21 protein-coding genes are annotated in these 26,549 nt (G+C 47.1%); 18 read left to right on the top strand and 3 right to left on the bottom strand.

What is annotated here, in order from left to right; all coding sequences use genetic code 11:
• Positions 1–25 precede the first annotated feature (25 nt).
• From abc-f to BAZ21_RS04905, 8 genes are all read left to right on the top strand, one after another.
• Positions 26–2,110 (top strand): ribosomal protection-like ABC-F family protein, encoded by a 2,085-nt coding sequence (abc-f, locus tag BAZ21_RS04935; RefSeq protein WP_068497642.1) that lies wholly within the window; start codon positions 26–28, stop codon positions 2,108–2,110.
• Between the two features lie 447 nt (positions 2,111–2,557).
• Entirely contained in the window at positions 2,558–2,722 is a 165-nt protein-coding gene (locus BAZ21_RS29360; protein WP_218061415.1) for an FDLD family class I lanthipeptide, read from the top strand.
• Between the two features lie 168 nt (positions 2,723–2,890).
• Positions 2,891–3,619, top strand: coding sequence for an ABC transporter ATP-binding protein (locus tag BAZ21_RS04930; RefSeq protein WP_068497641.1), 729 nt, complete (start codon positions 2,891–2,893; stop codon positions 3,617–3,619).
• Positions 3,616–4,416: an ABC transporter permease gene (locus BAZ21_RS04925; RefSeq protein WP_068497640.1), complete on the top strand. Its 801-nt coding sequence runs from the start codon at positions 3,616–3,618 to the stop codon at positions 4,414–4,416. The genes BAZ21_RS04930 and BAZ21_RS04925 overlap by 4 nt, the downstream gene beginning before the upstream one ends.
• 11 nt (positions 4,417–4,427) lie before the next feature.
• The gene (locus BAZ21_RS04920) at positions 4,428–5,195 is read left to right on the top strand and encodes a hypothetical protein (RefSeq protein ID WP_068497639.1); all 768 of its coding nucleotides are present in this window, start codon (positions 4,428–4,430) and stop codon (positions 5,193–5,195) included.
• A gap of 28 nt (positions 5,196–5,223) precedes the next feature.
• Complete coding sequence (locus BAZ21_RS04915) at positions 5,224–8,415, top strand: lantibiotic dehydratase (protein ID WP_068497638.1); 3,192 nt, start codon at positions 5,224–5,226, stop codon at positions 8,413–8,415.
• Positions 8,416–8,504: 89 nt separating this feature from the next.
• Entirely contained in the window at positions 8,505–10,292 is a 1,788-nt protein-coding gene (locus BAZ21_RS04910; protein ID WP_176718099.1) for an ABC transporter ATP-binding protein, read from the top strand.
• The gene (locus BAZ21_RS04905) at positions 10,289–11,671 is read left to right on the top strand and encodes a lanthionine synthetase C family protein (protein ID WP_068497637.1); all 1,383 of its coding nucleotides are present in this window, start codon (positions 10,289–10,291) and stop codon (positions 11,669–11,671) included. The genes BAZ21_RS04910 and BAZ21_RS04905 overlap by 4 nt, the downstream gene beginning before the upstream one ends.
• Before the next feature lie 115 nt (positions 11,672–11,786).
• Here BAZ21_RS04905 and BAZ21_RS04900 read toward each other — a convergent pair whose 3' ends face one another.
• Positions 11,787–12,791 carry a cellulase family glycosylhydrolase gene (locus tag BAZ21_RS04900; RefSeq protein WP_068497636.1) on the bottom strand — a complete coding sequence of 335 codons (1,005 nt, stop codon included), beginning with the start codon at positions 12,789–12,791 and terminating at the stop codon, positions 11,787–11,789.
• Between the two features lie 168 nt (positions 12,792–12,959).
• Between BAZ21_RS04900 and BAZ21_RS04895 the strand changes: the two genes are divergently transcribed.
• Genes BAZ21_RS04895 through BAZ21_RS04885 form a run of 3 tightly spaced genes read left to right on the top strand, consistent with a single transcriptional unit; the run spans position 12,960 to position 15,899 of the window.
• Positions 12,960–14,192, top strand: a complete 1,233-nt coding sequence (locus BAZ21_RS04895; protein ID WP_084011505.1) for an ABC transporter substrate-binding protein — start codon at positions 12,960–12,962, stop codon at positions 14,190–14,192.
• 16 nt (positions 14,193–14,208) lie between these two features.
• Positions 14,209–15,075, top strand: a complete 867-nt coding sequence (locus BAZ21_RS04890) for a carbohydrate ABC transporter permease (protein ID WP_068497634.1) — start codon at positions 14,209–14,211, stop codon at positions 15,073–15,075.
• The gene (locus BAZ21_RS04885) at positions 15,075–15,899 is read left to right on the top strand and encodes a carbohydrate ABC transporter permease (RefSeq protein ID WP_068497632.1); all 825 of its coding nucleotides are present in this window, start codon (positions 15,075–15,077) and stop codon (positions 15,897–15,899) included. Before BAZ21_RS04890 ends, BAZ21_RS04885 begins: the two co-directional genes overlap by 1 nt.
• A 158-nt stretch (positions 15,900–16,057) precedes the next feature.
• Here the strand turns inward: BAZ21_RS04885 and BAZ21_RS04880 are convergent, their stop codons facing one another.
• Positions 16,058–17,065 (bottom strand): acrylyl-CoA reductase family protein, encoded by a 1,008-nt coding sequence (locus BAZ21_RS04880; protein ID WP_068497630.1) that lies wholly within the window; start codon positions 17,063–17,065, stop codon positions 16,058–16,060.
• Positions 17,066–17,381: 316 nt separating this feature from the next.
• Here BAZ21_RS04880 and BAZ21_RS04875 point away from each other — a divergent pair, with 316 nt between their 5' ends.
• A complete protein-coding gene (locus BAZ21_RS04875; protein WP_068497628.1) occupies positions 17,382–18,791 on the top strand; it encodes an MATE family efflux transporter in 1,410 nt (469 codons plus the stop codon).
• 225 nt (positions 18,792–19,016) lie between these two features.
• A complete protein-coding gene (locus tag BAZ21_RS04870; protein ID WP_068497626.1) occupies positions 19,017–20,030 on the top strand; it encodes a LacI family DNA-binding transcriptional regulator in 1,014 nt (337 codons plus the stop codon).
• A gap of 185 nt (positions 20,031–20,215) precedes the next feature.
• Here BAZ21_RS04870 and BAZ21_RS04865 read toward each other — a convergent pair whose 3' ends face one another.
• On the bottom strand, positions 20,216–21,172 hold the full coding sequence (locus BAZ21_RS04865; RefSeq protein ID WP_068497624.1) for a sugar kinase: 957 nt from the start codon (positions 21,170–21,172) through the stop codon (positions 20,216–20,218).
• Between the two features lie 341 nt (positions 21,173–21,513).
• On the opposite strand from BAZ21_RS04865, the gene kduI reads away from it, so the two are divergent.
• From kduI to BAZ21_RS04840, 5 genes are all read left to right on the top strand, one after another.
• Positions 21,514–22,344: a 5-dehydro-4-deoxy-D-glucuronate isomerase gene (gene kduI / locus BAZ21_RS04860; protein WP_068497622.1), complete on the top strand. Its 831-nt coding sequence runs from the start codon at positions 21,514–21,516 to the stop codon at positions 22,342–22,344.
• Between the two features lie 77 nt (positions 22,345–22,421).
• Positions 22,422–23,066: a bifunctional 2-keto-4-hydroxyglutarate aldolase/2-keto-3-deoxy-6-phosphogluconate aldolase gene (locus BAZ21_RS04855; protein ID WP_010347097.1), complete on the top strand. Its 645-nt coding sequence runs from the start codon at positions 22,422–22,424 to the stop codon at positions 23,064–23,066.
• Between the two features lie 60 nt (positions 23,067–23,126).
• The gene (kduD, locus tag BAZ21_RS04850; protein WP_068497620.1) at positions 23,127–23,903 is read left to right on the top strand and encodes a 2-dehydro-3-deoxy-D-gluconate 5-dehydrogenase KduD; all 777 of its coding nucleotides are present in this window, start codon (positions 23,127–23,129) and stop codon (positions 23,901–23,903) included.
• A 272-nt stretch (positions 23,904–24,175) separates the two neighbouring features.
• The gene (locus BAZ21_RS04845) at positions 24,176–25,414 is read left to right on the top strand and encodes a CynX/NimT family MFS transporter (RefSeq protein WP_068497619.1); all 1,239 of its coding nucleotides are present in this window, start codon (positions 24,176–24,178) and stop codon (positions 25,412–25,414) included.
• Positions 25,395–26,549: a winged helix-turn-helix domain-containing protein gene (locus BAZ21_RS04840; protein ID WP_068497617.1), complete on the top strand. Its 1,155-nt coding sequence runs from the start codon at positions 25,395–25,397 to the stop codon at positions 26,547–26,549. Before BAZ21_RS04845 ends, BAZ21_RS04840 begins: the two co-directional genes overlap by 20 nt.

The raw sequence follows: 26,549 nt of genomic DNA, 5'->3' as shown, positions 1-26,549 counted from the left end.
TTCCTAAATAAAGGAGAGCCTGAACATGTATATCGTAAACGGTCAACAATTGAAAAAATACCACGCTGCAAATCTGATTTTGGATGGAGCATCATTTGAAATTCATACAGGTGAAAAGGTGGGTCTCATCGGCCGCAATGGAAGCGGCAAAACGACCCTGCTACGCCTGATTGCACGTTTGTCCCGCCCGGATGAGGGGCAGCTTGTCATCGCCAAGGATGCGAAAATCGGCTACCTGCCGCAAATCCCGGCGGAGTTTGAGAGCCTCACTGTGTACGAAACGCTGGCTTACGCCTATCGTGAGCTGAAGGATTGCCGCAGCCAGATGAGCAGGCTGGAGCAGGAAATGTCAGATCCGGTTGTGGCGGCGGATACGGATCGTTTGGGGAAGCTGCTGCAATCGTATGCTGTTTTGCAGGAGCGGTTTGAGCGCAGCGGCGGCTACGAAATGGATGCCAATATAGATCAGGTGGCGGATGGGCTGCGTATTTCCAAAGCCATGTATGCGCGCAGCTTCGGTTCATTGTCTGGTGGGGAGAAAACAAAGATAGCGCTGGCATCACAGCTCATCGGTCGACCGGATTTATTGCTGCTGGATGAGCCGACCAACCATCTGGATTTGAAGGGGCTGGAATGGCTGGAGCAATTTTTGCAGGGCTATACAGGTGCGTGTGTGGTTGTATCCCATGATCGTTATTTTCTGGATCGGGTCGCCGTCAAGATGATTGAGCTGGAGGATGGCGAGGCGTTTACGTACTATACGAACTACAGCGGCTACGTCAAGGAAAAGGAAGAACGTCTGTTGCTGCAATTCGAGGATTATAAGGAGCAGCAAAAGCGGATCAAAAAGATGAAGGAGGCCATTCGGCGTTTTGAAGAGTGGGGCCGCAATGGCGACAACGAAAAGTTTTTTAAAAAAGCGGCCTCGATCCGTAAAGCATTGGAGCGTATGGAGTTGGTGAAGCGGCCTGTGCTGGACCCTCAAGGTGCGGAGTTTCACTTAAAGCTGGAGGATCGCTCGGGCCGCAGGGTGCTGCAATTTGAGGAAATCGTCAAATCCTATGGAGAGCGGCAGATATTGAAAGGGGCCACAGGCAGTCTGGAGTTTGGTGAAAAGGTAGCCTTGCTGGGTGATAACGGCTCAGGGAAAACGACCCTGCTCAAGCTGCTGCTTGGTCAGGAAAGCGCGGATGCAGGTACGGTACAATGGGGTTCGCGCGTGGAATATGGATATCTGGCACAGCAAGAGAGAGAACGGGATAGCCGGGCGACGGTGCTTGTTTATTTCAAGGAAGAAGCCGGCGTAGAGGAAGGCGAAGCGCGCGGGCTGCTGGCGAAGTATTTATTTTACGGTGCCGATGTGTTTAAGCCTGTGAGCATGCTGTCCGGTGGAGAGTGGTCCCGCTTGCGGCTGGCGCTCTTGGTGATGAAAAAGCCGAATTTGTTGGTGCTGGATGAGCCGACCAACCATCTGGACATCGACTCACGCGAGGCGCTGGAGGAAGCGCTCGACACCTACACGGGAACCGTGCTGGCGATTTCACATGATCGCTACTTTGTGAACAAGCTGGCCGGGCGTGTGTGGGAGCTGGAAAATGGCAAGCTGACCTTTTATCTGGGCAGCTTTGATGAATACCGGGCGAAGAAGCGGGAGCTGGAAAGCGCCCGCCTGCTGAGCCAGGGGGATGCCGGGGCACGCGAGGCATCTGCGGGTAGAGCCGCAACTGGCAGCGGCTCAGGCGCGGGCCTGGCTGCACATTCCGGTGCAGCCAGCAATGGCGCGGGGACGGCTTCGCATACAGGAGCGACCACCGGAGCCGATGCGAGCCGTGCTCGCTTCGGGTCGGCAGGTCGCTTGGGCTCGGCCGATGCCGGGTCTGGGGCGCGCGGAGCGAAGGCCGCGAAGCCGTCCCGAACGCCCGCCGTATCCAGCGAGCGGCTGGAGCGGGCTATTGCCGCCAAGGAAGCGGAGCTGGCGGCGACCGATGCCGAGCTGGAGCTGCTCGGCACAAGCAGCGATACGGCGCGCATGGCGGAGCTGTGGGACGCGCGTGAAGGGCTGCAAGCGGAGCTGGACGTTTTGCTTGGCGAGTGGGTCGAGCTGGAGTAGGTGAAAGACTGGTTACTGGATTGGCAACGGTATATTTCATATAAAGGTAGCCCTGAGGTAGAACATTACTGAAGGGCTATTTTTGTATGGTTAAAAGAGAATGAGGGTGGAAATAAAATACCCATATATTTAAATTAATGCATTTTAATAAAATAATATTATTTAGTTTTACATATAAAGTAATAGATTTACATTTTGCAACATGTGATATTCTTCTAATTGTAGACAAGATATTAAACATTGTTACATGAAGTTTTGTTGTCAACAAAGATCATACATACAGGTTGCCTATGTAATATATGGCAATATTTCGAGTAGGTGACGATCTGGTCGGGGTGTTGTTCATATAAATCCTTCTCTTCTAGTGCGAGAAGGAAAGTTTCGGCGGGGTGAATATGAGTCTCGCTGAAGGCTAATGGTATATCTGAATGAAAGGGGGGGAATGCAATGGCTGAAAATTTATTTGATCTGGATGTTCAAGTAAACAAATCCCAAGGTTCTGTGGAGCCTCAAGTTCTGAGCATTGTGGCATGTTCTAGCGGCAAGACAGCTGCCAGTTGTGTTGAAACCTGTGGAAACAGATGCTTTACAAATATTGGTTCACTCTGCTAATTCGAGTGTAGCCTTTCTAAATCATGATTTTATTGTACATCCATAAAATGAAAAACAAGAAGGAGGGACCTTAATGTCCCTTTTTCTTGTTTGATAAATATTTATTTTTTAACTATAAAATTATTCAGAGGTATTTTTGATATCGTGTTTGGTAATGGAGGGAAAAGTATGTCCGATTTCTTATTGGAAGTGAAGCAGGTAAACAAAAATGTAGGCAAGCGAAGTTTGCTAAATAATATTTCCTTTGAGCTCGAAAAAGGTAAAATATACGGATTCATTGGCCCCAACGGAGCCGGCAAAACGACGATGATGCGAATCATGACAGGACTGATGCAGCCTACTAGTGGTTCTGTAAGGATAGCATCATATGATGTACATACAGATCGGGAAAAGGCGTTATCCAAAGTGGGCGCTATTATTGAATCTCCAGTCTTTTTTGATTATATGACAGGCAGACAGGTACTGCGCAATTTGTCTCGTTTGCATTCGGAAATTGTGTCCTCGGATCGGGAAAACCATATCAAAGAATTACTGGAACGGGTGGGACTGGAAAAGCGTGGGGATGATAAAGTCAAAACCTATTCACTGGGGATGAAACAACGGCTGGGCATAGCTCAATCCATGTTAGGTAGCCCTGAACTACTTTTGCTCGATGAGCCTTCTAATGGCCTTGACCCTATGGGGATGCGAGAGCTGAGAGATATAATCCTCCGTTTGCGTGACACAGATGATTATGCTTTTTTTGTCTCAAGTCATCTATTAGATGAATTACAGCAAATGTGTGACGAACTGATTGTAATCAAAGAGGGGACGCTTGTCTGGAAAGGGGCCGCCGATCAACTTGTCAAGGAAGGTCAACGGTTAGAGGATGCCTTTATGGGGCTAATGGGACTATGAAGGCACTAATTTATAGCGAGTTTGAAAGACTGTGGAAAAGGAAATGGTTCTGGTTACTGATTTTGTGTACCCCTGTACTGGTTTATTCGACTGGGATATATATATTGCACACGCTAAGGATTCCTGTTGAAATCTTATCTAGGAATTTTATTGTTGCAGGCTTGCGTGAAAACCTATATTTAATATGCAATTTTGCTGTGGCTACCTTGGTGGCCGCCGTATTTACGGAGGAATTTAGGAGCGGGCAACTGAGATTATTGTTTATGCGCCGTTTTACCCGTGGTCAGATTTTCTGGAGTAAACTGTTGGTTGTAAATACTTCCATTTTACTTCTCCTGATTGTATATGGTATATCCTCACAAGTCACCGTAGGTGTTTGGAAATTCTCAAATCATATAAGTGATGTAGGTATTTTCGGACACATGTGGCTCCGGGCGTTTGAATATTATGGGTGGGCATTTGCCTCTTTATTAGCTATAAGCTCCCTCTATTCATTTATTGCTATGTGCAGCAAAAGTGTAACGTATGCGATCGGTATTTGTATGACGTACAATCTGGGTGTTTTGCTGTTTGATCCGCTGTACTTGAAACTAGCGGCTCTGTTCTCTTCTATTCCATTTTTAAGAAATTTGGTTTCGTTTTTACTAATTCCATATTTACAATACAGGGGTCTCGATCAATCTCTGATATGGAATTGGTCTATCAATGGTGCGATTGTGGTTGCTGTCTTGTTTCATCTGATTTTTTTTACAGGGTGGGCTTATCGTCGTTTTGTAGCTGATGATTATTTGTATTAGGAGGACCTGTTATGTCTGGAATCTGGTTGAGTGAACTAGAGCGAATTTGGAATCGAAAATCTACTTTTCTATTATATATAGCAATGCTTCTTCTTATTATTGTGAATATATGGAGTCTTAAAACGAATGGCACAATGCGATATCGGTTTGGTGAAGGGACGGTGGTTGTTAACAATCTGAACCTGCCGTGGCTTATGATGAGCGAGATTTCTCTATTCTTAATCTTAGCGATGCTGCCTATTTTGTATGTTGATCAATTAGGCGGCGATCTTCATACGGGAGCATATCGTTTATATGTATTGCGACCGTATCGTCGTTTCCGATTTTGGCTTGGTAAACTACTCGCCTTAACGGTTACAACAGTCATTTTTACAGGGACGGCTTTAGTTATAGGTATGGTGGCAGGGTGGCTGCTTTTTCCGCATGCCTCCACTTTTTTTAAATATGGTTCAGAAGCAGTGTCTTCATCTTCGGATGCTATTCCATATACACTTGCTTTCTATTTAGTCCTAACACTGGCTTGTGTGGCGAAGTTGCTTTTGAGTAGTGCGGTATGCTTGTTTATTTCAAGGCCCTTGTTTGCTTTTATTGTTATTTTTGTTTTGTCTGCGGCCCTTTATCAGGTGATTAGACCGCTTGTCTTGTTAATGGATCCTTTTCAACAAATTGTACTTGCTTTAAGAGTTGAAGGTTCCCTTAATTTCTGGATGTGTTTAATCGCTACTATACTGATCGGATCGGTTATTAGCTTTGTACGTTGGCAAAGAAAAATAATTTAAAAGTTCAGTTTAGAATGGAGGCTCCGCCATGAAGACGACAATAGGCGATCTGTACAAAACGTTGGATTTCTTTATGCTTCGTACTCCTGTATTACCCATGGAAGAGTTTTATAAATGCTTTCCGGTCAGTGTTAAAGAGGGGGAAGATGCTAGGGAGATTGCATTAGAACGTCTAACGGAATTGTCTCGCGATCCATTCATACGTGAAGCATTGGCAGTTTCTAGTCCCACTTTGCTTGACTCTTTAGTACATATCAGCAATCAAGACAATCCTCGCAAACAGGGGCAAGTTATTAAAGCTTTTATGCGTTATATCATTAGAATGATTACACGACCAACACCGTTTGGTTTATTATCGGGTATCACTTATGGAAAATTCGGAGAACAATCACAACTATTTTTGCGAGGGATGAACACGTTTCAAAAGCGTGCACGACCCGACATGGAATGGCTGATGAAGGCAGTTGGGATGATTGAAAGCCGTAAAGAGGTTGTACGTCAGCTGCGGGTTCGGAGTAATACACTAATTTATCGTCAGGGTAACCGGGCTAAAATTCCTTACACGACAAGGCACGGTAGCATGGTCGATGGCGAAGACCAGAGTGTATCTGTTCGTACGACTCAAGTATTTGATTGTGTGATGGACGCCTGCTCCACCTTTATACCATATCTGGATTTGGTCAATCACCTTAGCAAAACATTTGAGGCTGCTGATATTGAGATGATTGAGCGTTATGTGTGGCAGCTTTTCGAGCAAGAGTTCCTGATTTCCGAACTTATTCCGCCTACGACGACTACTGAACCGTTGAACCATATACGATCTGTTCTGAACTCAGTAGTAGGTATTGAAGAGTTAAAAAGAGATCTTGATGAAATCGCAGATACTTCTGCTAATTACAATCGTCTCTCTATAGGCCAAGGGGGACAGATACTTGAGAATTTAAGACAAAAAATGGCCCAAATGTTCAGTGCAAAATCCAGTTTGCAAATCGACCTCTCTCTGGAAGATCGAGATATTGTTCTTCCGCAGTCCATACGTAAGGATATTGAGTGTGTTGCAGAAGTATTGACCAGACTTTCAACGCGTGAGAATAGACCTTTAGACGAGTTTTGTGTAGAATTTTTGGAAAAATACGGACCATATCGAGAGGTGCCTTTGCTGGATTTACTGGATGAGGACACAGGATTGGGGACTCCGGCAGGCTATAAACACCCCACGAGCCGTCGAGTACGGCTACAGAATATGTCTCCATCCAAGTCGAGATCACATCAGGAGAAGCTTTTGTTTCAATGGTTTGTATCTGCTATTCGTGAAGTGAAGCATGAAATTGTATTGACAGATGACATGATAGACGAATTGGTAAAGGGACAGGAATCGGACGAATGGACAGCAGCACCTTCCATGGAATTATTTTTTCAGTTGATTGCTTCCGACCAGCAGGCTTTGGATCGAGGTGAATATACATTGCTCCTGGCACCTAATCAGGGGTCTGACGCAGCGGGAAAGACGTTCGGCAGATTCTTGGACCTGTTCGGGGAGTCTTTTGACGATATATTCTCTAGTATCCAGTTGGAAGAGCAGCGCTTGCAGCCCAAAAAGCTGCTGGCTGGGATATCCTACTTGCCTAGCTCGGGAAGATCAGCAAATGTAGTGTTAACGAGGCAAACTCGACCTTATGAGATCGCAATCGGGACTAATCATACGATGCCGGAAGATCGACAAATTCATATGTCTGATCTCGTTGTTGGCGTAAGGAACGATCACTTCTATTTGAAATCAAAGAGCCGCAATTGTGAGGTCATTGCTAGTCCGGGACATATGCTTAATGCGGAATTAACTCCTAATATATACCGTTTTATCGTGGAGGTTAGCGAGGATGGCTATCGTCATTGGTCCCCCATGGAGTGGGGGTTTGTGGCACACGCTCCTTTTACCCCGCGTCTCAGATACAAGCATATCATTCTTTATCCGGGAACATGGAGAATTACAAGTGAGGCAGCAAGTAACTCGGGAAAGAATATGGCTGATTTTGCTGAGGAGATAAGCGCATTTCAAAAGAAATGGAATATACCGCGTTATGTTTACATGATTGAATCAGATAATCGTATTTTGCTAGACATGGATCATCCTTTACATATCGAACAAATTTGCAGAGATCTCCAGTTCAAAGGCAAGGTTACCTTGATAGAGCACATTGGTGGTATTGACAGTGCACTCGTCTCCTGTGGAACAGGACATTTAACCGCTGAATTTGTTTGTCCGCTCGTGCGAAATCAGACTGATGATACTTATCATTTTGTGGAGGAAGCTGCGGCTTCTCTCGAATTGCATATAAGAAAGAGTAATCAACACATGACAAACACAGCCCGCACTTATCTGCCGGGAGAATCTTGGTTTTACGCGAAGTTATACGGTATGAATAGCCGGCAAGATGAGTTTATCGGTGGATATTGGGAAGAATTTGTGCGGGAGAATAGAGAGAATGGTACCATCCTTCAGGCGTATTTTATCCGATATGCCGATCCGAACAAGCATCTGCGTGTCCGTTTTGAACTGCCAGAGAATAGGACAGCAAATACGTTCCTCTCCACGTTTCATAAATGGACGGAGATGCTTCTGCACGAAGGAATGATAGTCAGGGCTGTCATCGACACGTACGAGCCTGAAATAGAGCGTTACGGTGGGAATAAACTCATGGCCTGGGCAGAGAGGATGTTTTCTTGCGATAGTGAGGTGACGGCTAAACTTGTACATCTCATCAGATTTAATCAGGTTTCCTTGGAACAGGATGTTATAGCTACTCTAAGTGTTATCAATATCCTTTATCAGTTTGGTTACCATGAGAAAGATGCGTTCAAACTAATGAATCAATATTTTGATTTCAAGGAGTATTTGGAGGATTTTCGCAAGGAACGAAAGTTCTTTTTACAATGGATGACTTCCGATCTGGAAATGTCGGATTCCATACAATCCAACCGCCAAGCTATAGAGAGCATTTTTAACATAAGAAAAGAAGCCGTAGAGCAATATAGCCGTGTGCTTTATGAGCAGGAGCTGGAAGGAGAAATCACCAACACAAGAGAGGATATTGTGTTCAGTGTGACTCATATGCATCTGAATCGACTGCTCGGAATAGGCAGGGATCGAGAGCGGAAGGTCATGATTATGGCCAGACATGCTTTGAACAGTTTGATTCAGTATCGGGGGAATCGCCAATGACTGATATTCAAGCAACTAGGAATCTTGAGTCTTCTACTATCTGTAAGTCTGTGCGCCAGGGATTAAAGTTGTTTGCGTTAGTATTTGGTATGAATAAGCCCTATATGGTGTCCAGCATTTTTTTGCATATTATTCAGGGTTTGATGCCTGTTTTGACGCTGATCATTATGCAAAATCTGCTTAACAGCATTGTTTCTTTTAGTGCCCAGGGCATCTCAATAATTATGGTACAGTTTGGTCTATTCATAGCGATTCACATATTGAAAAGTGTAGTTACAATGAGCCAGACCTATGTTGAAGGAACATTGGAGGCTGTTCTATCCAAATCCCTGAATATTATGATCGGGGAAAAATCAAGTTCTTTGGGATTAGCTGATTATGAGAATTCGGAAATTAATGATCAATTAAAACGCGCTTCCCAGGAAGCCGCGTATCGGCCGTATCAACTGTATACTCAAATGGCGAAAATTTTATCCAGCCTGGTCACTATGCTGTCTTCCTCAACCTTGATTTTTTTGTGGAAATGGTGGGTGGTCATCATTCTATTTATGGTTTCTCTGGTGTCTGTATATTCTATTTTTAAGCTAAACAAAGAACAATTTAAAATCTATATGAATCGAACTCCGTTATATCGGGAGTCTTGGTATATGACTTACCTGCTGACCAATGATCGTGCAGTCAAGGAAGTCAAAATTTTTAACCTGAGTTCTTATTTGCTCAAGAGATATGGAGATTTGCTGCAAAGATTTTTTGTAGAGGACCGACAAATTTTGGGCAAACGTGTTAAGGTTACCTTTCTGTACAGTCTGTTGGAGCTTGCTGTTTTGTTGGGGGTAGTATGGCTGGCTATTAGGGAGACCCTCGAGAAAAAAATATTAATAGGGAGCTTATATGGATATATTCAAGCAATCATGTTGACTCAAAGCCAGATGCAGACTTTGATTCAGGGAATTGTACAATTTTCGCAAAATAATTTGTATATGGAGCAGCTATTTCTATTCCTGCAGTTGCCCACATCAGACCCGGTCCGCCAGCAAAAGGAAATGGTACTGCCGACCGACCGAGAAAAAAAAGAAGATTTGTGTATTGAGCAAATATCAATAGATGGTGTTTCTTTTACCTACTCAGGCCAAACGGTTCCCTCTATTCAGAATATACATTTGACAATGACTAAAGGACAAACGATAGCCATTGTGGGCAGAAATGGATCAGGGAAATCGACGCTCATGAAAATTCTGATGCAGCTTTATTCTGATTATAGTGGCGTCATTAAAATTAACGGCCGTCCCGTTCAGGAATATGACTTGCAGCAGGTTCAAGACAAAATTGGAGTCGTGTTTCAGGATTTCATGCATTATGAAATGTCAGCACGTCATAACATTGGTTTTGGATCATTAGGGCGTATGGAGCAGGATGAGGAGCTCATTCATGCAGCCCAGTACGCAGCTATAGACCAGATTATAACCAAACTTCCACAAGGCTTGGATACACAGCTTGGTAAATGGTTTGAGGGCGGCTACCAACTCTCAGGAGGCCAATGGCAGAGAATGGCAATTGCTCGGGCTTTTTTGCGCAAGGCAGATGTGTATATTTTGGATGAGCCGAGTTCATTCTTGGATCCGGTAGCAGAAAGGGATTTGCTGGTCTTATTTCTAGAATTAATGAGGGATAGCATCGGAATTTTTATTACACATCGAATTTCTTCAGCACGTCTGGCGCAAAAAATCGTGGTCATGGATAATGGTGTAATTGTCGAGCAAGGGACCCATAAGGAGCTGATGCTATTGGATGGGTTATATGCAGAGATGTATAGCATACAGGCTAGTTCATTCAATGAAGAAGCTTTGGTCGAAACCGGAGGGAGAGTTTCAGGATGACGACAATTTCATATGTATGCGACAATTGGATACCCGTCGAGGGAGGAATGAAGGATAAGATATCCGCAGTATTGCAGGAGATTACCGAACGCTATAGGGATCCGGATCAGGTGCGTTTATGGATGAAAAAAATACCTCCAATAGAAACTGACGAAATGAAGATAGATCGTTGGTCAGATGAAAGCTTGGGCAGTGGGTTCACGGGAATATGTTTATTAATGGGGCAGTTGGATCGTCTCTATCCTGAGAATGGTTGGGATATTGTAGGACATCAGTATTTAGAACGAATTCGTATGATCGTGGAGCAACAGGGTATCCATGACTTATCTCTGTATAGTGGATTATCAGGTATTTTGCTGGCTATTTACTCATTATCTAGGAAGGGCACACGTTATCAAGGAATGCTCGATTCCCTTGCCTCCTGGTTCGAAGAGGTCACTTTACATAGGTTGGCCCTATGTCGGGAGAAATGGGGAAAAGGACAATTACAAATGAGCCAGTATGACACCATATCAGGCTTTACAGGGACCGGACGCATCGCCATGTTATTTTCTGATCGCCCGACTATGCGCACCGTATGGAACCAGACGATTGAGTTGTTTCAAGTGATGTGCAGTGACCGTACTAGGAATGGACATTCTGTACCTGGCTGGCATATTACCTCGGAGAATCAATTCCAGGAGAATGAAAAGAAACAATATCCGCAAGGGAATTTTAACTTAGGGCTTGCGCATGGCATCGCGGGTCCATTAGCTTTTATGAGCCTGTCTGCCCTTCATGGAGCCGACTTTCCCCCTTTGGTGGACGATATACGCAAGCTGGCGCAATTTATACATCATTGGCGTGTTCAGGATACGGAGGGCATAATTTGGCCTGGGCGTGTTTCCTTTGAGGAATGGGTGGATGACCGTCTGCTGCCTGAAAGCACGCAGTATTATCGTGATTCCTGGTGTTATGGTGTACCGGGCATTGCTCGCTCCATTTGGTTAGCGGGACAAGCTCTACAGAATGAGGAATGGATTGAAACGGGTCTCAGTGCTTATCTGCAAATGGAACAACGGCTTTATCGCAAAGGAGGATTATCTTCTGCGACATTGTGTCATGGTATTGGGGGATTGTTGCATCTGGTTCAACGTATGTACTCAGATACGGGCCATGAGCAGTTAGGTATGATGCGGGACAGACTACTAGAAGAAGTACTGGATATGTTCGATGCTAATTCGTTATTTGGCTTTTATGATCATAGCCTATTGGATGGAAGGCTAGCAGAAGTAGATGAGGCAGGCTTTCTAAATGGAAGTGCTGGAGTTGCACTGGTGTTGGCTTCATTGATAGGGGATGAAAATCCGGATTGGGATGCTGCTTTTCTAATTCGCTAAGACATTTCATGTTATTGCCTTATCCGAACATCATAAAGCAAAAAAGATCCAATCGTCCCTTTGAAGGTCGGCAGGATCTTTTTTTATCACAAATTTCCTTCGGGGAGACTCGGCTTTAGTAGACCGAAGCTATCTTCGAAGTGTTTCTGATGCCGTTGGCATCATTAAACACAGTATTTCCCCACGCCGTCGGTGTCTTCCAGTCGCTGCTGTTCACGAGATCAAGCCACGCGTTTTCGCTGTTGTTGCCCGTCCAGGACCAGGCCAGATAGCCGATGCCTTTGGCTTGGGACTGCTTCATAACCTCATATGGGTTCACGGTGGTGCCCAGGTTGTTGTTGCCATTGTTGTAGTTGTAGCCAAACTCACCTACAATTACAGCCAACCCCTTGTCCTTGATGGCTTGCAGCTCAGATCCGATTTTGCTGGAGTCATTATAGTTGGCATACATATGGACGGAAAATAAGAGATTGTGGTTGGGATCATGCTGCAGCAGTTCTACGCCATGTGCTTTGATTGGGGAAGCGTATTGTCCCCAGCCTGAGCCGTCGATCACAATCGTATTCGGCAAGCCTGCGTTGCGCAGGGTGGTAATTGCTGTTTTGTAAGCGTCCCGCCATGCGGCATCGGACAGGTTGTTGTCGCCCCATTCATTGGCGATATTCACGAGGACATACTTCTGGTTATCGACCAGTATTTTCTTCACCGCCGGATTGGCGAAATAACGAGCCATCTCATTCAAGCGGTTGGCATCATTGCTGCCAGTAACATCGTGCAGCTCAACTACGGAAATCAGTTTGAGCTGTTTGGCCCGTTCGATGATCTCTCCGAGTCTTTGCGCCGATCCATTGGTTTGCCACACAATGCGGACGGTGTTGGACTTCGTCGCAGCAATCGCATCCAATGCCTGATAGGCTTGTGCATCAAACCAGATATGAGGGTTGTTCACCCCGCGCATCACAAAGTTGTTCCCATTGGCATCCTTCAAATTGTTTCCGCTTACATAAAAACCGGAGGCTGCAAATGATGTACCCGCATTCAATAACCCTACACTGGAACAAAGCAGAAAAATAATAGTAAAGATGAAAGATTTTTTGCCATAAAGACGCCAATTTCTCACGAATCAATCTCCTCCTTCTTTATAGTCCAGTTAATCTTATGTTGGAAATGGAAACGTATTCCATTGACTGTAATGTTGAAATAGGGTGCATCATTTCTTTTCTGCAAGGGACGGGTATGAATTGTCTAGTCCCGCATAGATTGACATAGGGGAAAAGGAGGTATGAGCATGTGGAAATGGGGGCAAAGGCTGTCTGTGTTGGCGGCGATCCTGCTGCTGTCGGTTTTTGTAAGCGCATGCAACAGGGATGATGCTTCAAATAAGGTGAAAATGGAGTTTTTTCAAAACAAGCCGGAAGCCAAGGACTCCTTTGATAAGCTGATCGCTCAATTTAATCAGGAGCATCCAGATATTGAGGTCACACAGGTAAACCCGCCGGAGGCGGAGACCGTGCTATTGACCCGGGTCGTCAAAAACGACGTGCCTGACATCGTGGGGCTTGGAGCCACCGATACTTATTCCATTTTGGCGCAAAGCGGTATTTTTACGGATTTGGCTAAAACCAAGCTACCGAGCAGCGTAGATTCGATTTATCTTCAAATGCTCAAGGACGTGACCGGGATAGACCCAGTGTATGGAATCCCTTATGCTGCGAATGTAAATGGTGTGATGTACAACAAGATGCTGTTTAGGGAAATGGGTTTAAGCATTCCCAAAACGTGGGACGAACTGATTGCAACGGCGCAAAAGATCAAGGCTGCTGGTAAAATTCCATTTTATTTTACATATAAAGATGATTGGCAAACGAACCTTCCCTTTAATGCACTTGGGCCGAATCTGGTGGGCATTGATTTCTTCCTGCAACGGCGCGAAAACAAGGTCACCTTTCAGAACAAGTACCGCGAGGTTGCACAAAAGCAGCTGGAGCTGTTGGAGTATGGGCATGGCGACAATTTTGGCAAAAACTATGCGGATGGCAACCGAGCCTTTGCTAACGGGCAGGGATTAATGTACATCCAGGGCTCATGGGCGATATCTGAAATTCGTAAGGCGAATCCGAAGGTGGAGTTGGGATTTTTCCCGTTACCGACAGGGAACGACGAGCAGGCGGTCAAGCTGGTGTCCGGTATCGATACACTGCTGGCCGTTTCGGAAAGCACCCCGCATAAAAAGGAGGCCGAGGAGTTTATTGCCTTCCTGTTGAAGCCGGAGAACAGCAAGCAGTACATCACGGAGCAAACGCTGTTCTCGGCGGTGAAGGGAGTCGCGCAGGATGATCCGAGTGTGGCAGAGCTGCTGCCGTATTTTAAATCGGGGCGTGTCATTGATTTTGCTGATCACTATATCCCCAAAGCTGTGCAGTTGAATTCCATTGTGCAGGCTTTTCTGCAAAATGGGGACATCGACGCCTATCTGGCGAAGCTGGACCGTGAATGGGATAAAGTAGCTAACCGCCGATAGGGGAGGAGGATGAGACATGAACAAGCGACTAACGGCTTTTTACTGGATGACCGTGCCGGCGGTGCTATTGTTTTTTATATTCTTAACCTTGCCTGCCTTGCAGGGCTTGTATTATTCACTCACCAATTGGAACGGATTCGGTCATCAGTATCATTTTGTCGGGTTCAAAAACTATGTGAATTTGTTTCAGGACGACAATGTGGGTAACGCTTACTGGTTTACTTTCAAGTTTGCGATTGTGGTTACGCTTGCGATTAACGTCCTCAGCTTGCTGATTGCCATGGGGCTGAATGCTAAAATACGGTTCCGCAACTTCTTTCGGGGCATTTATTTTTTGCCTAATATTTTGAGTGTGCTGATTGTGGGGTACATATTCAATTATTTGTTCTCGAACGTGTTTACAATTTGGGGGCAGAACCTGGGCATTACTTCGCTATCGACGAACATCTTGGGCAGCGAGCAGTTGGCTTGGGTGGGGGTGGTGATCGTAGCCGTATGGCAGGGCATTGCCTTTAATACGATTCTCTATCTGGCCGGGCTGCAAACTATTCCGACAAGCTTGTATGAGGCGTCCAATCTGGATGGTGCGGGTAAATGGCGTGAATTTTGGAGCATTACCTTTCCGTTAATTGCTCCGTTTTTCACCATCAATATGGTACTGGCGATGAAAAATTCCCTGATGGTGTTCGATCAGATCGTGGCCTTGACGAACGGCGGTCCGGGCCGGGCAACCCAGTCCATTTCGCACTTGATTTACACCGGAGGTTTTAGAGGTGGAGAATTTGCTTATCAGTCGGCTAACTCTGTCATTTACTTTATTGTGATCGCGATGATTTCCATCTTACAGCTGCGATTCCTCCAGAGAAGGGAGATGGATAACTGATGAGAACGAGCAGACGTATCAACTGGCTTGTGCTGTTTTTGGTGGCGCTGGGGACGATATTTATCCTGTTTCCCCTCTATATGACGGTGACCATTGCGCTTAAAAATCCCGAACAGATGGCGCATTCTGCCTTTGCTTTTCCGACCGAGCTGCATTGGGACAATTTTAGTCGCGCTGTGGAAATGACTAACTTTTTCAGCGCTTTTCAGAATAGTGCGATGGTCACGACATCGACGGTCATACTCACTTTGCTGACCAATTCAATGGTCGCTTATGCGATTGCCCGTAATATGCAGCGTCGGTTTTTTAAGGGGTTATATTTTTACTTTGTGAGCGCCATGTTTATTCCGTTCCCGATCATCATGCTGCCGATTGTTAAACTGGCCTCAGGGCTTCATATGACCAATCTGTTGGGGCTCATTATGCTGCATACGGTGTATGGTCTGGCATTTAATGTCTTCGTGTATGTCGGCTATATTCGCTCCATTCCGGTGGCATTGGAAGAGGCGGCCACGGTAGATGGTGCGACGATATGGGGGACATTTTGGCGCATTATATTCCCGTTGATGGCGCCGATCAGTGCTACGGTGGGAATTCTCACCTGTCTGTCCACCTATAATGACTTTCTGCTGCCGCTCATTATTATCAGTGACCCGGAGCAGTATACGCTGCCGCTCGTCCAGTATGTGTTCCAGGGGCAGTTCAATACCGACTTTAATCTGGCCTTTGCCTCATATTTGATGGCCTTGCTGCCGATGATTATCGTTTATCTGATTGCTCAAAAATGGATTATCAATGGCGTTACACAAGGCTCTGTGAAGTGATTTTTATAGCAGATACCACACGAAAAAAGAAGCCTGTAAATCTCAAAACTGCAGATTTACAGGCTTCTAAAATGATTCCAAGCCGAAGTTCAAGCCTAAGGAATGCCGCTACCTCACGCAAAATGATATCAAGTGATCGCTAGCGGATTCCCTTCCGCTTAATCGGCCAGCCGCACAATCGTTCTTCCTTGCGAGCGGGCTGCAAGGATATCCTCCAGCGCGGTTGGCAGGTCAGCCAACCCGATTTCGCGCTCAACCAGCCGCTCCAGCCGTTCCGGCTTCCAGTCGCTGCCGAGCCGCTTCCAGATCGCTACGCGGGTGTCGTAGGGGCAGAAGACGGAGTCTATGCCCAGCAAGCTTACGCCGCGCAAAATAAACGGCAGCACCGTCGTAGGCAGCTTGGTGCCTGCCGTCAGGCCGCTCACGGCAACGGAGCCGTTGTAGGCGATCTGGCTGAGCAGCGAAGCGAGCGGCTTTCCGCCTACAGGATCAACGGCCGCTTGCCAAAGCTGCTTGCCCAGCGGCCGGATGCTCTCCGCGCCGTCGTAGACCTCCTCGCGGGAAATGACCTCGGCGGCTCCGAGCGCCTTGAGATAATCATGCGCATCGGCCTTGCCGCTGCTGGCTACGACATGGTAGCCCTGCTTGTTCAGCAAGGCAATGGCTGCACCGCCTACACCACCCGTCGCTCCCGTGACGAGTACTTTGCCCTGATCCGGCGCAACGCCGTTTTGCTCCAGCCGATATAACGACAGGGCTGCCGTGAATCCGGCTGTTCCGTAAATCATCGCCTCTTTCAGCGTAAGTCCGTCCGGAAGCGGAACGACCCAATCCGCAGGTACGCGAGCATATTCGCTGAAGCCTCCGAATTGAGACACACCGAGCCCGTATCCGGTCACGAGCACTGCTTGTCCTGCGCTAAAGCGGCCATCCTCCGAAGACACGACCGTTCCAGAGCAATCGATACCGGGTACGAACGGATAGGCTTTGACAATATTGCCATCCTTGCGGGCGGCAAGCCCATCTTTATAATTGATGCTGGAATAAGCGACACGAATCAATACTTCTCCAGCAGGTAAACTGCCAGCTTCTAGAGAACGTACCTCTGCCTGAACTTCACCGTCCTGTGTCTGATCGACGACCAGGGCTTGAAAGGTTTGAGTCATTTGTAAAAAGCCTCCTTTATTTTGCAAGTGTGAGCCTATGAGTTTATAACCATCTACGCAGTCTGTCAGCGGCAATGCTCACAGGCTTATCCTATATTATACCTTATATCCTGATTCTGTCGGAAAAGCCGGGATTACAGAAATAATCGTGCCATGTTTGCGTTTCAATAAAGTTCGATAATCAATGTTTAAGAAAGTGATAAATGAATTCTTACACGTTTTGCAAATCATTTTACGTAAACGGGATGTATTTTCAGAATGACTGTGCTAACATACCTTTTGATCGCTAAATAAATCTATGAAGAAAGGTGAATGAATGACAACCAGAGCACTAAAAAATGGTTCGGTATTGTCCGAAGCCAAGGAACTGAATTTGTTCCGTTTGACATGGCCTATATTCCTTGAATTGTTCCTGTTTATGCTAATGGGAAGCGTCGATACATTCATGCTCAGCTCTGTATCTGATAATGCAGTGTCGGGTGTGGGCGCGTCCAACCAAATTATTTCAATTGCCATCCTTGTACTGGAGGTTATCGGCAACGGCGCTGCTATCGTCGTAGCTCAATATATCGGTTCTAAAAAACTTGTCGAAGCGGCCCAGGTTACGGGCACGGCCATTACGTTGAATTTAATGGTAGGTCTATTGCTTAGCGTCATTTTTCTCGTCTTTGGTACTCATATGCTGCAATGGCTGAATGTCCAGGGAGATATTCTGGCTTATGCAGATTCCTATATAAGTATCGTCGGAGGTGCTATTTTCCTTCAGGCATTGATTAACGCGCTGGCAGCGACCATTCGTACACATGGGTTTACCCGGGAAACGATGTATGTATCGGTGCTGATGAATGTGATTCACGTGGTCGGCAACTATGTTTTGATTTTCGGACATTGGGGAATGCCTGCGCTCGGCGTAGAGGGGGCAGCTATTTCTACGGTAGGCAGCCGCTTTATTTGTCTCTTGATCTTCTTCTGGCTCATGTACCGGGTCACCGAGGTGCGTGTTGAGTGGAAATATTACGTCCAGTTGTCCAGAAAATTTATCTCCAAAATTTTGCGTATTGGTGTGCCATCCGCGCTGGAGTCCATTATGTATCAGTCGTGTCAGCTCATATTCACGCTATATGTAACTTATCTGGGTGCAGAGGCGATGGCTACGCGTCAATATGCGAATAATATTTCAAGCTATATTTATTTGTTCAGTATGGCTGTCGGTATGGGGACGGCTATCGTGGTGGGAAGGCTTGTGGGAGCCAGACAGAAGGATACAGCCTATAAACGGGTATTAAGCAGTGTAAAATGGGCATTGCTCGTGACCGTGATTATTGATGCGGTAGTTATCTTTTTCCGTGTGCCTTTGCTCGGTCTGTTCACCGAAAACCCTGAAATTATCCGTTTGGGAGCACAGGTCATTTTACTTAGTATCCTGCTGGAAAGCGGCCGGACGACGAATATCGTCATTATTAACTCGTTGCGTGCTGCTGGAGATGCCAAGTTCCCGGTCTTTATGGGACTGATCTCCATGGTCTGCATGAGCCTGCCGCTCGGTTATCTGCTTGTGTTCAAGCTGGAAATGGGACTTGCAGGTGTGTGGCTGGCTATTGCGGCTGATGAATGGACTCGTGCCATCATTATGTATGCTCGCTGGAGAAGCCGTTTGTGGGAAAAGCATGCGCTGGTCGAGCACGATACACCGGATCAGCCTGCAGCCCCGATTCCGGCACATTGATGTCGAGCAGCATGTATGATTACGTGAAGGCAGTTCAAGAGAACATCTTGAGCTGCCTCTTTTTGCTGTCTGAAGCACCATCCGTCTGCGCAGTGGCACCACAGGTAAGTTTTAAGCTCAGCAAATATAATCATGTATTCATAAATAGAAGTATGGTAAATTTACTAAAAAAAAGATATACTTTTGTTGCACTAACGCAGTACATGAAGGACAAGGAGTGTACCGATGAAGAAGCCGACGATTGAAGATGTTGCCCAGAAGGCGGGAGTGTCTAAAAGCACGGTCTCGCAATTTCTGAACAAACGATATAAATACATGAGCGACCAGACCAGAGACCGGATTGCCGAGGTGATTCAGGAGCTGAATTATCAGCCTAACGGGCTGGCCCGCAGTTTGAAGCAAAACCGGACCTTCATGGTAGGTGTTATTGTAGCTAACATTGATTATACGCTGTCGATCCAGTCCATCCGCGCGATTGAGGAGGAATTGCAGCGTTTTGGCATTCAGGTGATCATCTGTAACGCCGACGAAAATCCGGACAAGGAGAGCCAGTATATTGAGATGCTCAAGGCCCGCCAGGTGGACGGTTTAATCATCTTCCCGACAGGCAAGCATGCGGATATTTACAACCAGCTCATTCGCGAAAAGTATCCTTTGGTGTTCCTGGACCGTCTGGTGGACGGTGTGAATACACGCAGCCTGCTGCTGGATAACGAAATGGCGATTAAGCTGGCGATTCAGGAGCTGGTATCCCATAAGCATGAGCGGATTGCGCTGATTACTCTGCCGCTTGGAGTGAACCGGATTACGCCACGAGTAGAGCGGCTGAGCGGTTACAAAAAGGCGCTGGAGGAGGCTGGCTTGCCCTTCCGGGAGGAGTATATGCGCAGTGTACCAAGAGAAGGAATCCAGCAGACGCTGGAGGAGCTGTTTCAGCTGCCGGAGCCGCCAACTGCACTATTGGCCGGGAATGATATCGTGCTGGCAGAAGCACTGAAATATGTGAATGCCCGCCGCATACGCATTCCGGCAGAGCTGTCCATTATCGGAATTGATGATGCGGAGTTTGCCCATATTTACAATCCGCCGATTACGACCATTACGCAGCCGATTGCGGATATGGGGAAGCAGGCGGCCAAGACGCTGCTGTCCAGTATTGAGGAGGGTGGCGAATCAGTGCCGATTATTTACCGTTTTGTGCCCGATATTAATCGGGGAGAATCAGTCAAGACGCTGTAGACGAGCATCCTGTCATAAATTATAAAAATAGCCCGTATTCCTTTGTACGACCTGAGCATGCGTATGCTGCTCAGGTCACACAAAAGCGAATACGGGCTATTGAAGGTTAAGGCCGACTTTTGCTGATTCGGCCTTGTTGAGCTTGCGCTAATAGCGGCGAAGATTATCCGGGGAATAAACTCGGACTAATTCGTGCTGGCGCTGAGCAAAAAGGACTCCAGTTCGGCTCGCGTCGGATAGCCGTCCATGTCTCCGGCTGACATGACAGCCAGCGCGCCAAGTGCATTACCGCGCTTGACCGCTTCGGCCAGGGGCAAGCCCTCCAGCAGCGCACTGATCACACCTGCGGCAAAGCCGTCACCGGCCCCGACGGTATCCACGACATGGTCCACGCGGAAGCGTTTGACATATCCCTCTGCATCCGCGGATTTGTAGTATGCGCCTTCTGTTCCCAGCTTGATGATGACCAGCGAGGTGCCGCGGTCAAGGTAGAACGAGGCGATATCCTCAGGCGAGGTGTAGCCTGTCAATATTTTACCTTCATGAATGCCTGGCAGCAGCCAGTCGCAGCCCTCAGACGCTTCGTTAATTGCTTCGACCATCGTTTGTGTGTCAGGCCATAGCTTGGGTCTGAGGTTGGGATCGAAGGATACCGTTTTACCTGCCTTTTTCATAAACTGTTTCGCATGTCGGGCGAAGTCGCGGCATTCAGGGGAAAGTGCGACAGAAATACCCGTAAAGTGCAGGTGACGAGCCCCGGCAAAATAGGCTTCGTTAAAATCAGCGATGCTCAGTGTGGAGGCGGCAGAATTTTTGCGGAAATACTCCACCTCAGGGTCTCCGCTGGTAACTTTGGATTTAATCAGCATTCCGGTAGAGTGGTCCTTGGTAAACATGACGTTCTGGGTGTCGATTTTCTCCTGGCGCAGCGCATCGGCAATGAATTTGCCGAACGTATCCTCGCCGAGTTTGGTCACGAGTCCCGCTCGTAGTCCCAAACGCGCCAAACCGGCCGAAACATTCGTCTCCGCCCCGGCCAGCGCTTTGGTGAATGAACGCACCTCATCCAGAGAGCCTGCTTCATTGGCATAAAACATAGCCATCGGTTCTCCGAAGGTAACAGCATCCAATGTTGCGGTCATTTGAATTCCTCCTTATGTTTAGTAAACTAAATCTGTAATCGTATGCACCACCTGAATAAAATGAAATTATCACATAAATCGGTTTTTCACAATGAGGGAGTTGATATATTTATTAAAAACTTTTTGGGTAATGTAGATAAAAAAATATAAATTTGTTTATCAGAAGGTAAAAAACGTGTAAAAGTTCGTGAATAATCAGGATTTTTCAAGGTATAGTGAAGTTTTGGGTTGACACCCTCTTAGATAATAATTACAATTCTAGCTAAGAAGTAGAGTTAGAAACCGCTTTTATAACAATTCCGTTGATAAAAAAGTTTATCTAAACAGGAGGAATGTTTTTTATGGAAATGCGTTATTCAACTCATCCCGAGCATGCCAAGCATTTTACGACTGAAGAGTTGCGTCAGCACTATCTGATTCAGGATCTGTTTGTGCCTGAGGAAGTCAAGCTGGTCTATACGCATGAAGATCGTGTCATTATCGGGGGTATTTATCCCGTGAATAAATCTGTTGCGCTGGAAGGCAGCGATCAAATCAAAGCGGAAACCTTCCTGGAGCGCCGCGAACTGGGTGTTTTCAATGTCGGCGGCAGCGGTAAGGTCAAGGTAGACGGTGAAACCTACGAGCTGGCTACGAAAGACTGTCTTTACGTTGGAAAAGGCGGCAAGGAGTTGATCTTTGAAAGCGATTCCAGTGAAAAGCCTGCAAAATTTTATATCGTTTCGGCTTTGGCTCATACGACGTATCCGACAACAAAGCAGTCTTTTGCCGACGTGCCGTCTGAAAGTCTTGGTTCGCAGGAAACGGCCAATAGTCGTACGCTGCGCCGCTATATCCATGATGAAGGCATTCAAAGCTGTCAATTGGTTATGGGCATGACGACGCTGGAAAACGGCAGTGTGTGGAACTCCATGCCGACACATGTGCATGACCGCCGCATGGAAGTATATTTCTACTTTGAGCTGGAAGAGAACGCGAGAATGTTCCACATGATGGGCGAGCCGAACGAAACTCGTCATCTGGTTATGAAAAATGATGAAGCAGTGATTTCTCCGCCTTGGTCCATCCACTGTGGTGCGGCTACAGGCAGCTATACCTTTATTTGGGGCATGGCCGGTGAAAATAAAACATACAAAGACATGGATCAGGTAGCCATGAGCGAGTTGCGTTAATCCGTGCGCGTTTGAAGCGGAAACCTGCAAGCGGCTAATGGTACATGGCCATCCCATTCGTGGAAAGGATCAGGAACATGACGAAAAAGAAAGTTTTGGAGCATATCACTTCGGTTGGTGTTGTCGCAGTTATTCGGGGAAACACAGCGGAGGAAGCGTACCAAATGTCCAAAGCCTGCATTGAAGGCGGTCTGGACAATATTGAGCTTACGTTTACTACACCGGATGCAGACCAGGTCATTCGCAGATTGAGAGACGAATTTAAGGATCAGGCTGTGATTGGCGCGGGGACTGTATTGGAGTCACTGACGGCGAGAATCGCAATTTTGGCTGGAGCGGAGTTTGTCGTGAGTCCTTCTTTTGAAGAAGAAACCGCCAAGCTGTGCAATTTGTACGCGATCCCGTATATGCCCGGCTGTATGACGCTGAATGAAATCAAGGAAGCCATGAAATTAGGCAGTGATGTAGTAAAACTGTTCCCGGGCAGTGCGATGGGAGCCGATTTTGTCAAGGCAGTCAGAGGCCCAATGCCTCATGTGCAGATTATGCCAACCGGCGGTGTTGATCTGGATAATATGGAGACCTGGCTGCGCAACGGATGTGTCGCAGTAGGGATTGGTGGCAATCTGACGGCTCCGGCCAAGGAAGGCCGCTATGATCTGATTACCGAAAATGCGGCGCGTTATGTAGCCAAATATAAAGAAATTCGTGCAGCACTGTAACGTGTAAGAAGATTTATTTAACTAAATTGATTTATACTAAACTGTGATGGAGGCGTAAGTATGGGCCTGGAAACTTTTTCATTAGACTTTTTTAATCTGAAAGGCAAAACAGCCATTGTAACAGGAGGCAACACGGGTTTGGGTCAGGGCTATTCAGTAGCTTTAGCCAAAGCGGGCGCTGATTTGTTCATTGTAGCTAACATTGAAGAGTATGAAGAAACCAGACGTCTGCTGGAACCTACAGGTGTGAAGGTTGTCTTTTATAAAGCTGACCTGACGAAAAAAGAATCGATTAAGAAAATTGTAGAAGAATGCGTCAAGGAATTCGGCAAGATTGATATCCTTGTCAACAATGCGGGTACGATTCGTCGCGCTCCTTTGCTGGAGTACAAGGCTGAGGATTGGGACGCTGTCATGGAAATCAACCTGAATGCTGTATATCATCTGAGTCAGGAAGTAGCGAAGGTGATGGTAGAGCAAAAAAGCGGGAAGATTATCAATATCGCTTCTATGCTTGCTTTTCAGGGCGGCAAGTTCGTTCCGCCGTATACCGCAAGTAAGCACGCAGTGGCTGGCTTAACCAAGGCATTTGCCAACGAGCTGGCGGTTCATAATGTTCAGATTAATGCGATTGCTCCTGGTTATATTGCGACTGCGAACACAGCTCCAATCCGTGCGGACGAGAGCCGCAATCAGGAAATTTTGTCACGTATTCCTGCAGGCCGCTGGGGCGATCCTTCCGACCTGATGGGGGTTGTCGTGTTCCTCGCCAGCCAGGGTTCCGATTATATGAATGGTCATATTCTTGCGGTGGATGGCGGCTGGCTGGTGCGCTAAGTATGTTAAGGTTAAGTACGTTAAGCACCGTAAAACACATCTGAGTCATGAGCTGAAGGCTGTCTCCAAAGGAAAAAATCCTTGCAGGCAGCCTTTGTTTGTTCAGTTGGAGCTGTATGCTGAACTGGAAGATTAGGAGTACTATGCTGATCCGTCCTATGCATATGGCATCAATGCCCTTATAATTTAATAAGAGAAAAATTGCTCAGGCTCCAGCCGTACACAAGGTTGGAGCCTTTGAGCATAACACAGAGGGATTGGAGAATAGAGAGATGAATTCACAGCAACACCAACGAGCTTTAGTATACAAATCTTTGTGGTATGCCGGTCCTTGGGTGCTTGCCGTAGGAGTGGTGCTGGTAGGTGCTAATTTGCGTGCTTCGATTACTTCTGTAGGGCCTCTTATCGGCTTGATTAAGGATTCTTTGCATATCTCAAATACACTGAGCGGGTTAGTAACGACATTACCGCTGCTTGCTTTTGCCCTATTATCGCCTTTTGTGGCTAATCTGTCGCGCCGCTTCGGGTCATCCCGTGTTATTTTTGCAGCCTTGCTGCTGTTAACCGCAGGTATTGTGGTGCGTTCCACGTTGGGAGTGACCGCATTATTTATCGGAACAGCCATGCTGGGATTGGCTATTGCCGTGTGTAATGTTTTGCTGCCCAGTCTGATTAAAGAGGAATTTCCTCGCAACAGTGGGCTCATGACCGGCGTATATTCAGTAGCTATGAATGTGGTTGCTGCAACAGCATCGGGTCTGAGTATACCGCTCGCTTTGAACGGAGGTATGGGCTGGCGCGGTGCATTGGGAATATGGGCCATTATGGGTGTGATTGGTATTTTACTCTGGATTCCCCAGCTTCTCAGAGCACGCAAAACGGTCAATAAGGCGGCAATATCCGCCCGAACCGTCAGTGTGTACAAATCGTCTTTGGCCTGGAAGGTGACGCTGTTTATGGGACTGCAATCTGCCCTGTTTTATGTCCCTGCCGCCTGGTTTCCCGAGATGATGAACGGACAGGGAATGGATTCCGAGACTGCGGGCTGGATGCTGTCCGTGCTGCAGTTTTCACAAATGCCGTTTACCTTTATTGTGCCGATTTGGGCAGCACGGTTGAAGGATCAGCGGATATTGGTCCTCATTATGGCTGCGCTGTATTTTATCGGTCTGGGCGGATTTCTGCTGGGAGCTACACAATGGAGTGTGGTTTGGGTTATTTGTATCGGCATCGCGGGCGGTTTCGCCTTTCCGTTAGTGATGATGTTCTTTAATTTGCGGACGCGGACACCGCAGCAGGCGGCAGAGCTGTCTGGTATGGCGCAATCCTTTGGTTATTTGCTGGCGGCGACTGGGCCAACGCTGTTCGGCTATTTGCATGATGCGACACAAGGCTGGACGATTCCGCTGCTGCTGCTTTTGTGCTTGAGTGTTGTACTTATGCTTACAGGACTGGGTGCAGCGAAGAAACGATATGTCGGAGGCGAGGTGGATGATCAGGCTGCAATTTGATGCAGAGGGCTACAGTGTCATCTGTGGTACAGAGCAGGTCATACTGTTGGCAAAAGAGTTTGCGCTGCTGCGTTTTCTATATGACAATCGCAACCAGGTGTTCACCCGGGAGCAACTGTTGGATCGTGTATGGCCGCTGGAGTATCCGGTAGAGCGTACGGTGGATGATCATATTTACAGATTGCGGAAAAAACTCAAGTCATGGCATACGCTCCGTATTCATACCGTCAGAGGGTATGGCTACAGCTTGACCCTGGCTGATGTGCAACAACGACAAAATCATCCGTCCTTGTACGATCAGGAGGTGCAGGACGCTGTCCATGGACTGTTCCGGAAATACCAACTGCTGGGACAGGGGAATTCCATCGCAGCGCTGGCTGCTCAGCAGGAGCAGATGGGATTTGAGATGTCTCCTTTTTATCAAATGTATACTCGGTTTGTGCAGGCGGATATATTGTGGTTTTTGGAACGGGAGGAATTTGCTCCTAAAGACCGATTGTATTGGATGCTGCTGTTGTATACAGGCACAGCCGGGGTTACGGATCAAGCGCTTGCCCTGTGTGAGCGAGCGCTGTCGAGCGGGCAGCTGTCCAGTGACCAGGAGCGGGAACTGCGTATTCTCAACATCCTGGAGGCTTATGTGGAGAATGGTCAGCCTGAGCGCGTACAGGAAGGTCTGCCACTGACCTTGATGGTAATGGAGCGGGATAGCCTTGATAAATTTGTGATGCCTGTTGCACTGATGGAGATGTACATGCATCTGGTTGCCAATCATATGGAAAAGGCTGCCGAACTGTCTGATCGTCTGGAAGGTTTGCTGTCGGAGGCTCCATATTTGCGCGAACTGGGCCGTTATCGCATGATGCGCGGACTTATACTTTTACGTACTGGAGATGTGGACAACGCCGAGCGGCTCATGGATGAAGGGCTGGATACCCTTGATATGGGTAAACAGGAATTGCTGAAAATCAAGGCGGTCTGCCAAATCCGCGGTTTTTTGAAGCTTTGCGGCACCTACCCCATGCTGGAAGAAAAATATGCGGCTCGGTACGAACGACTTGACCGGGATAATGGCTTAACAGTGCATCGTTCGGCGCTGAGGCGCTGGCTGGAGCAGACGCTTTCTGGGGTCTGA

This window comes from Paenibacillus kribbensis, assembly GCF_001705305.1.
In the GTDB taxonomy this organism is placed as follows: Bacteria; Bacillota; Bacilli; order Paenibacillales; family Paenibacillaceae; genus Paenibacillus; species Paenibacillus kribbensis_B.
The sequence above is the reverse complement of the archived record's forward strand: the minus strand, read 5'-3'. Positions and strand labels throughout refer to the sequence as shown.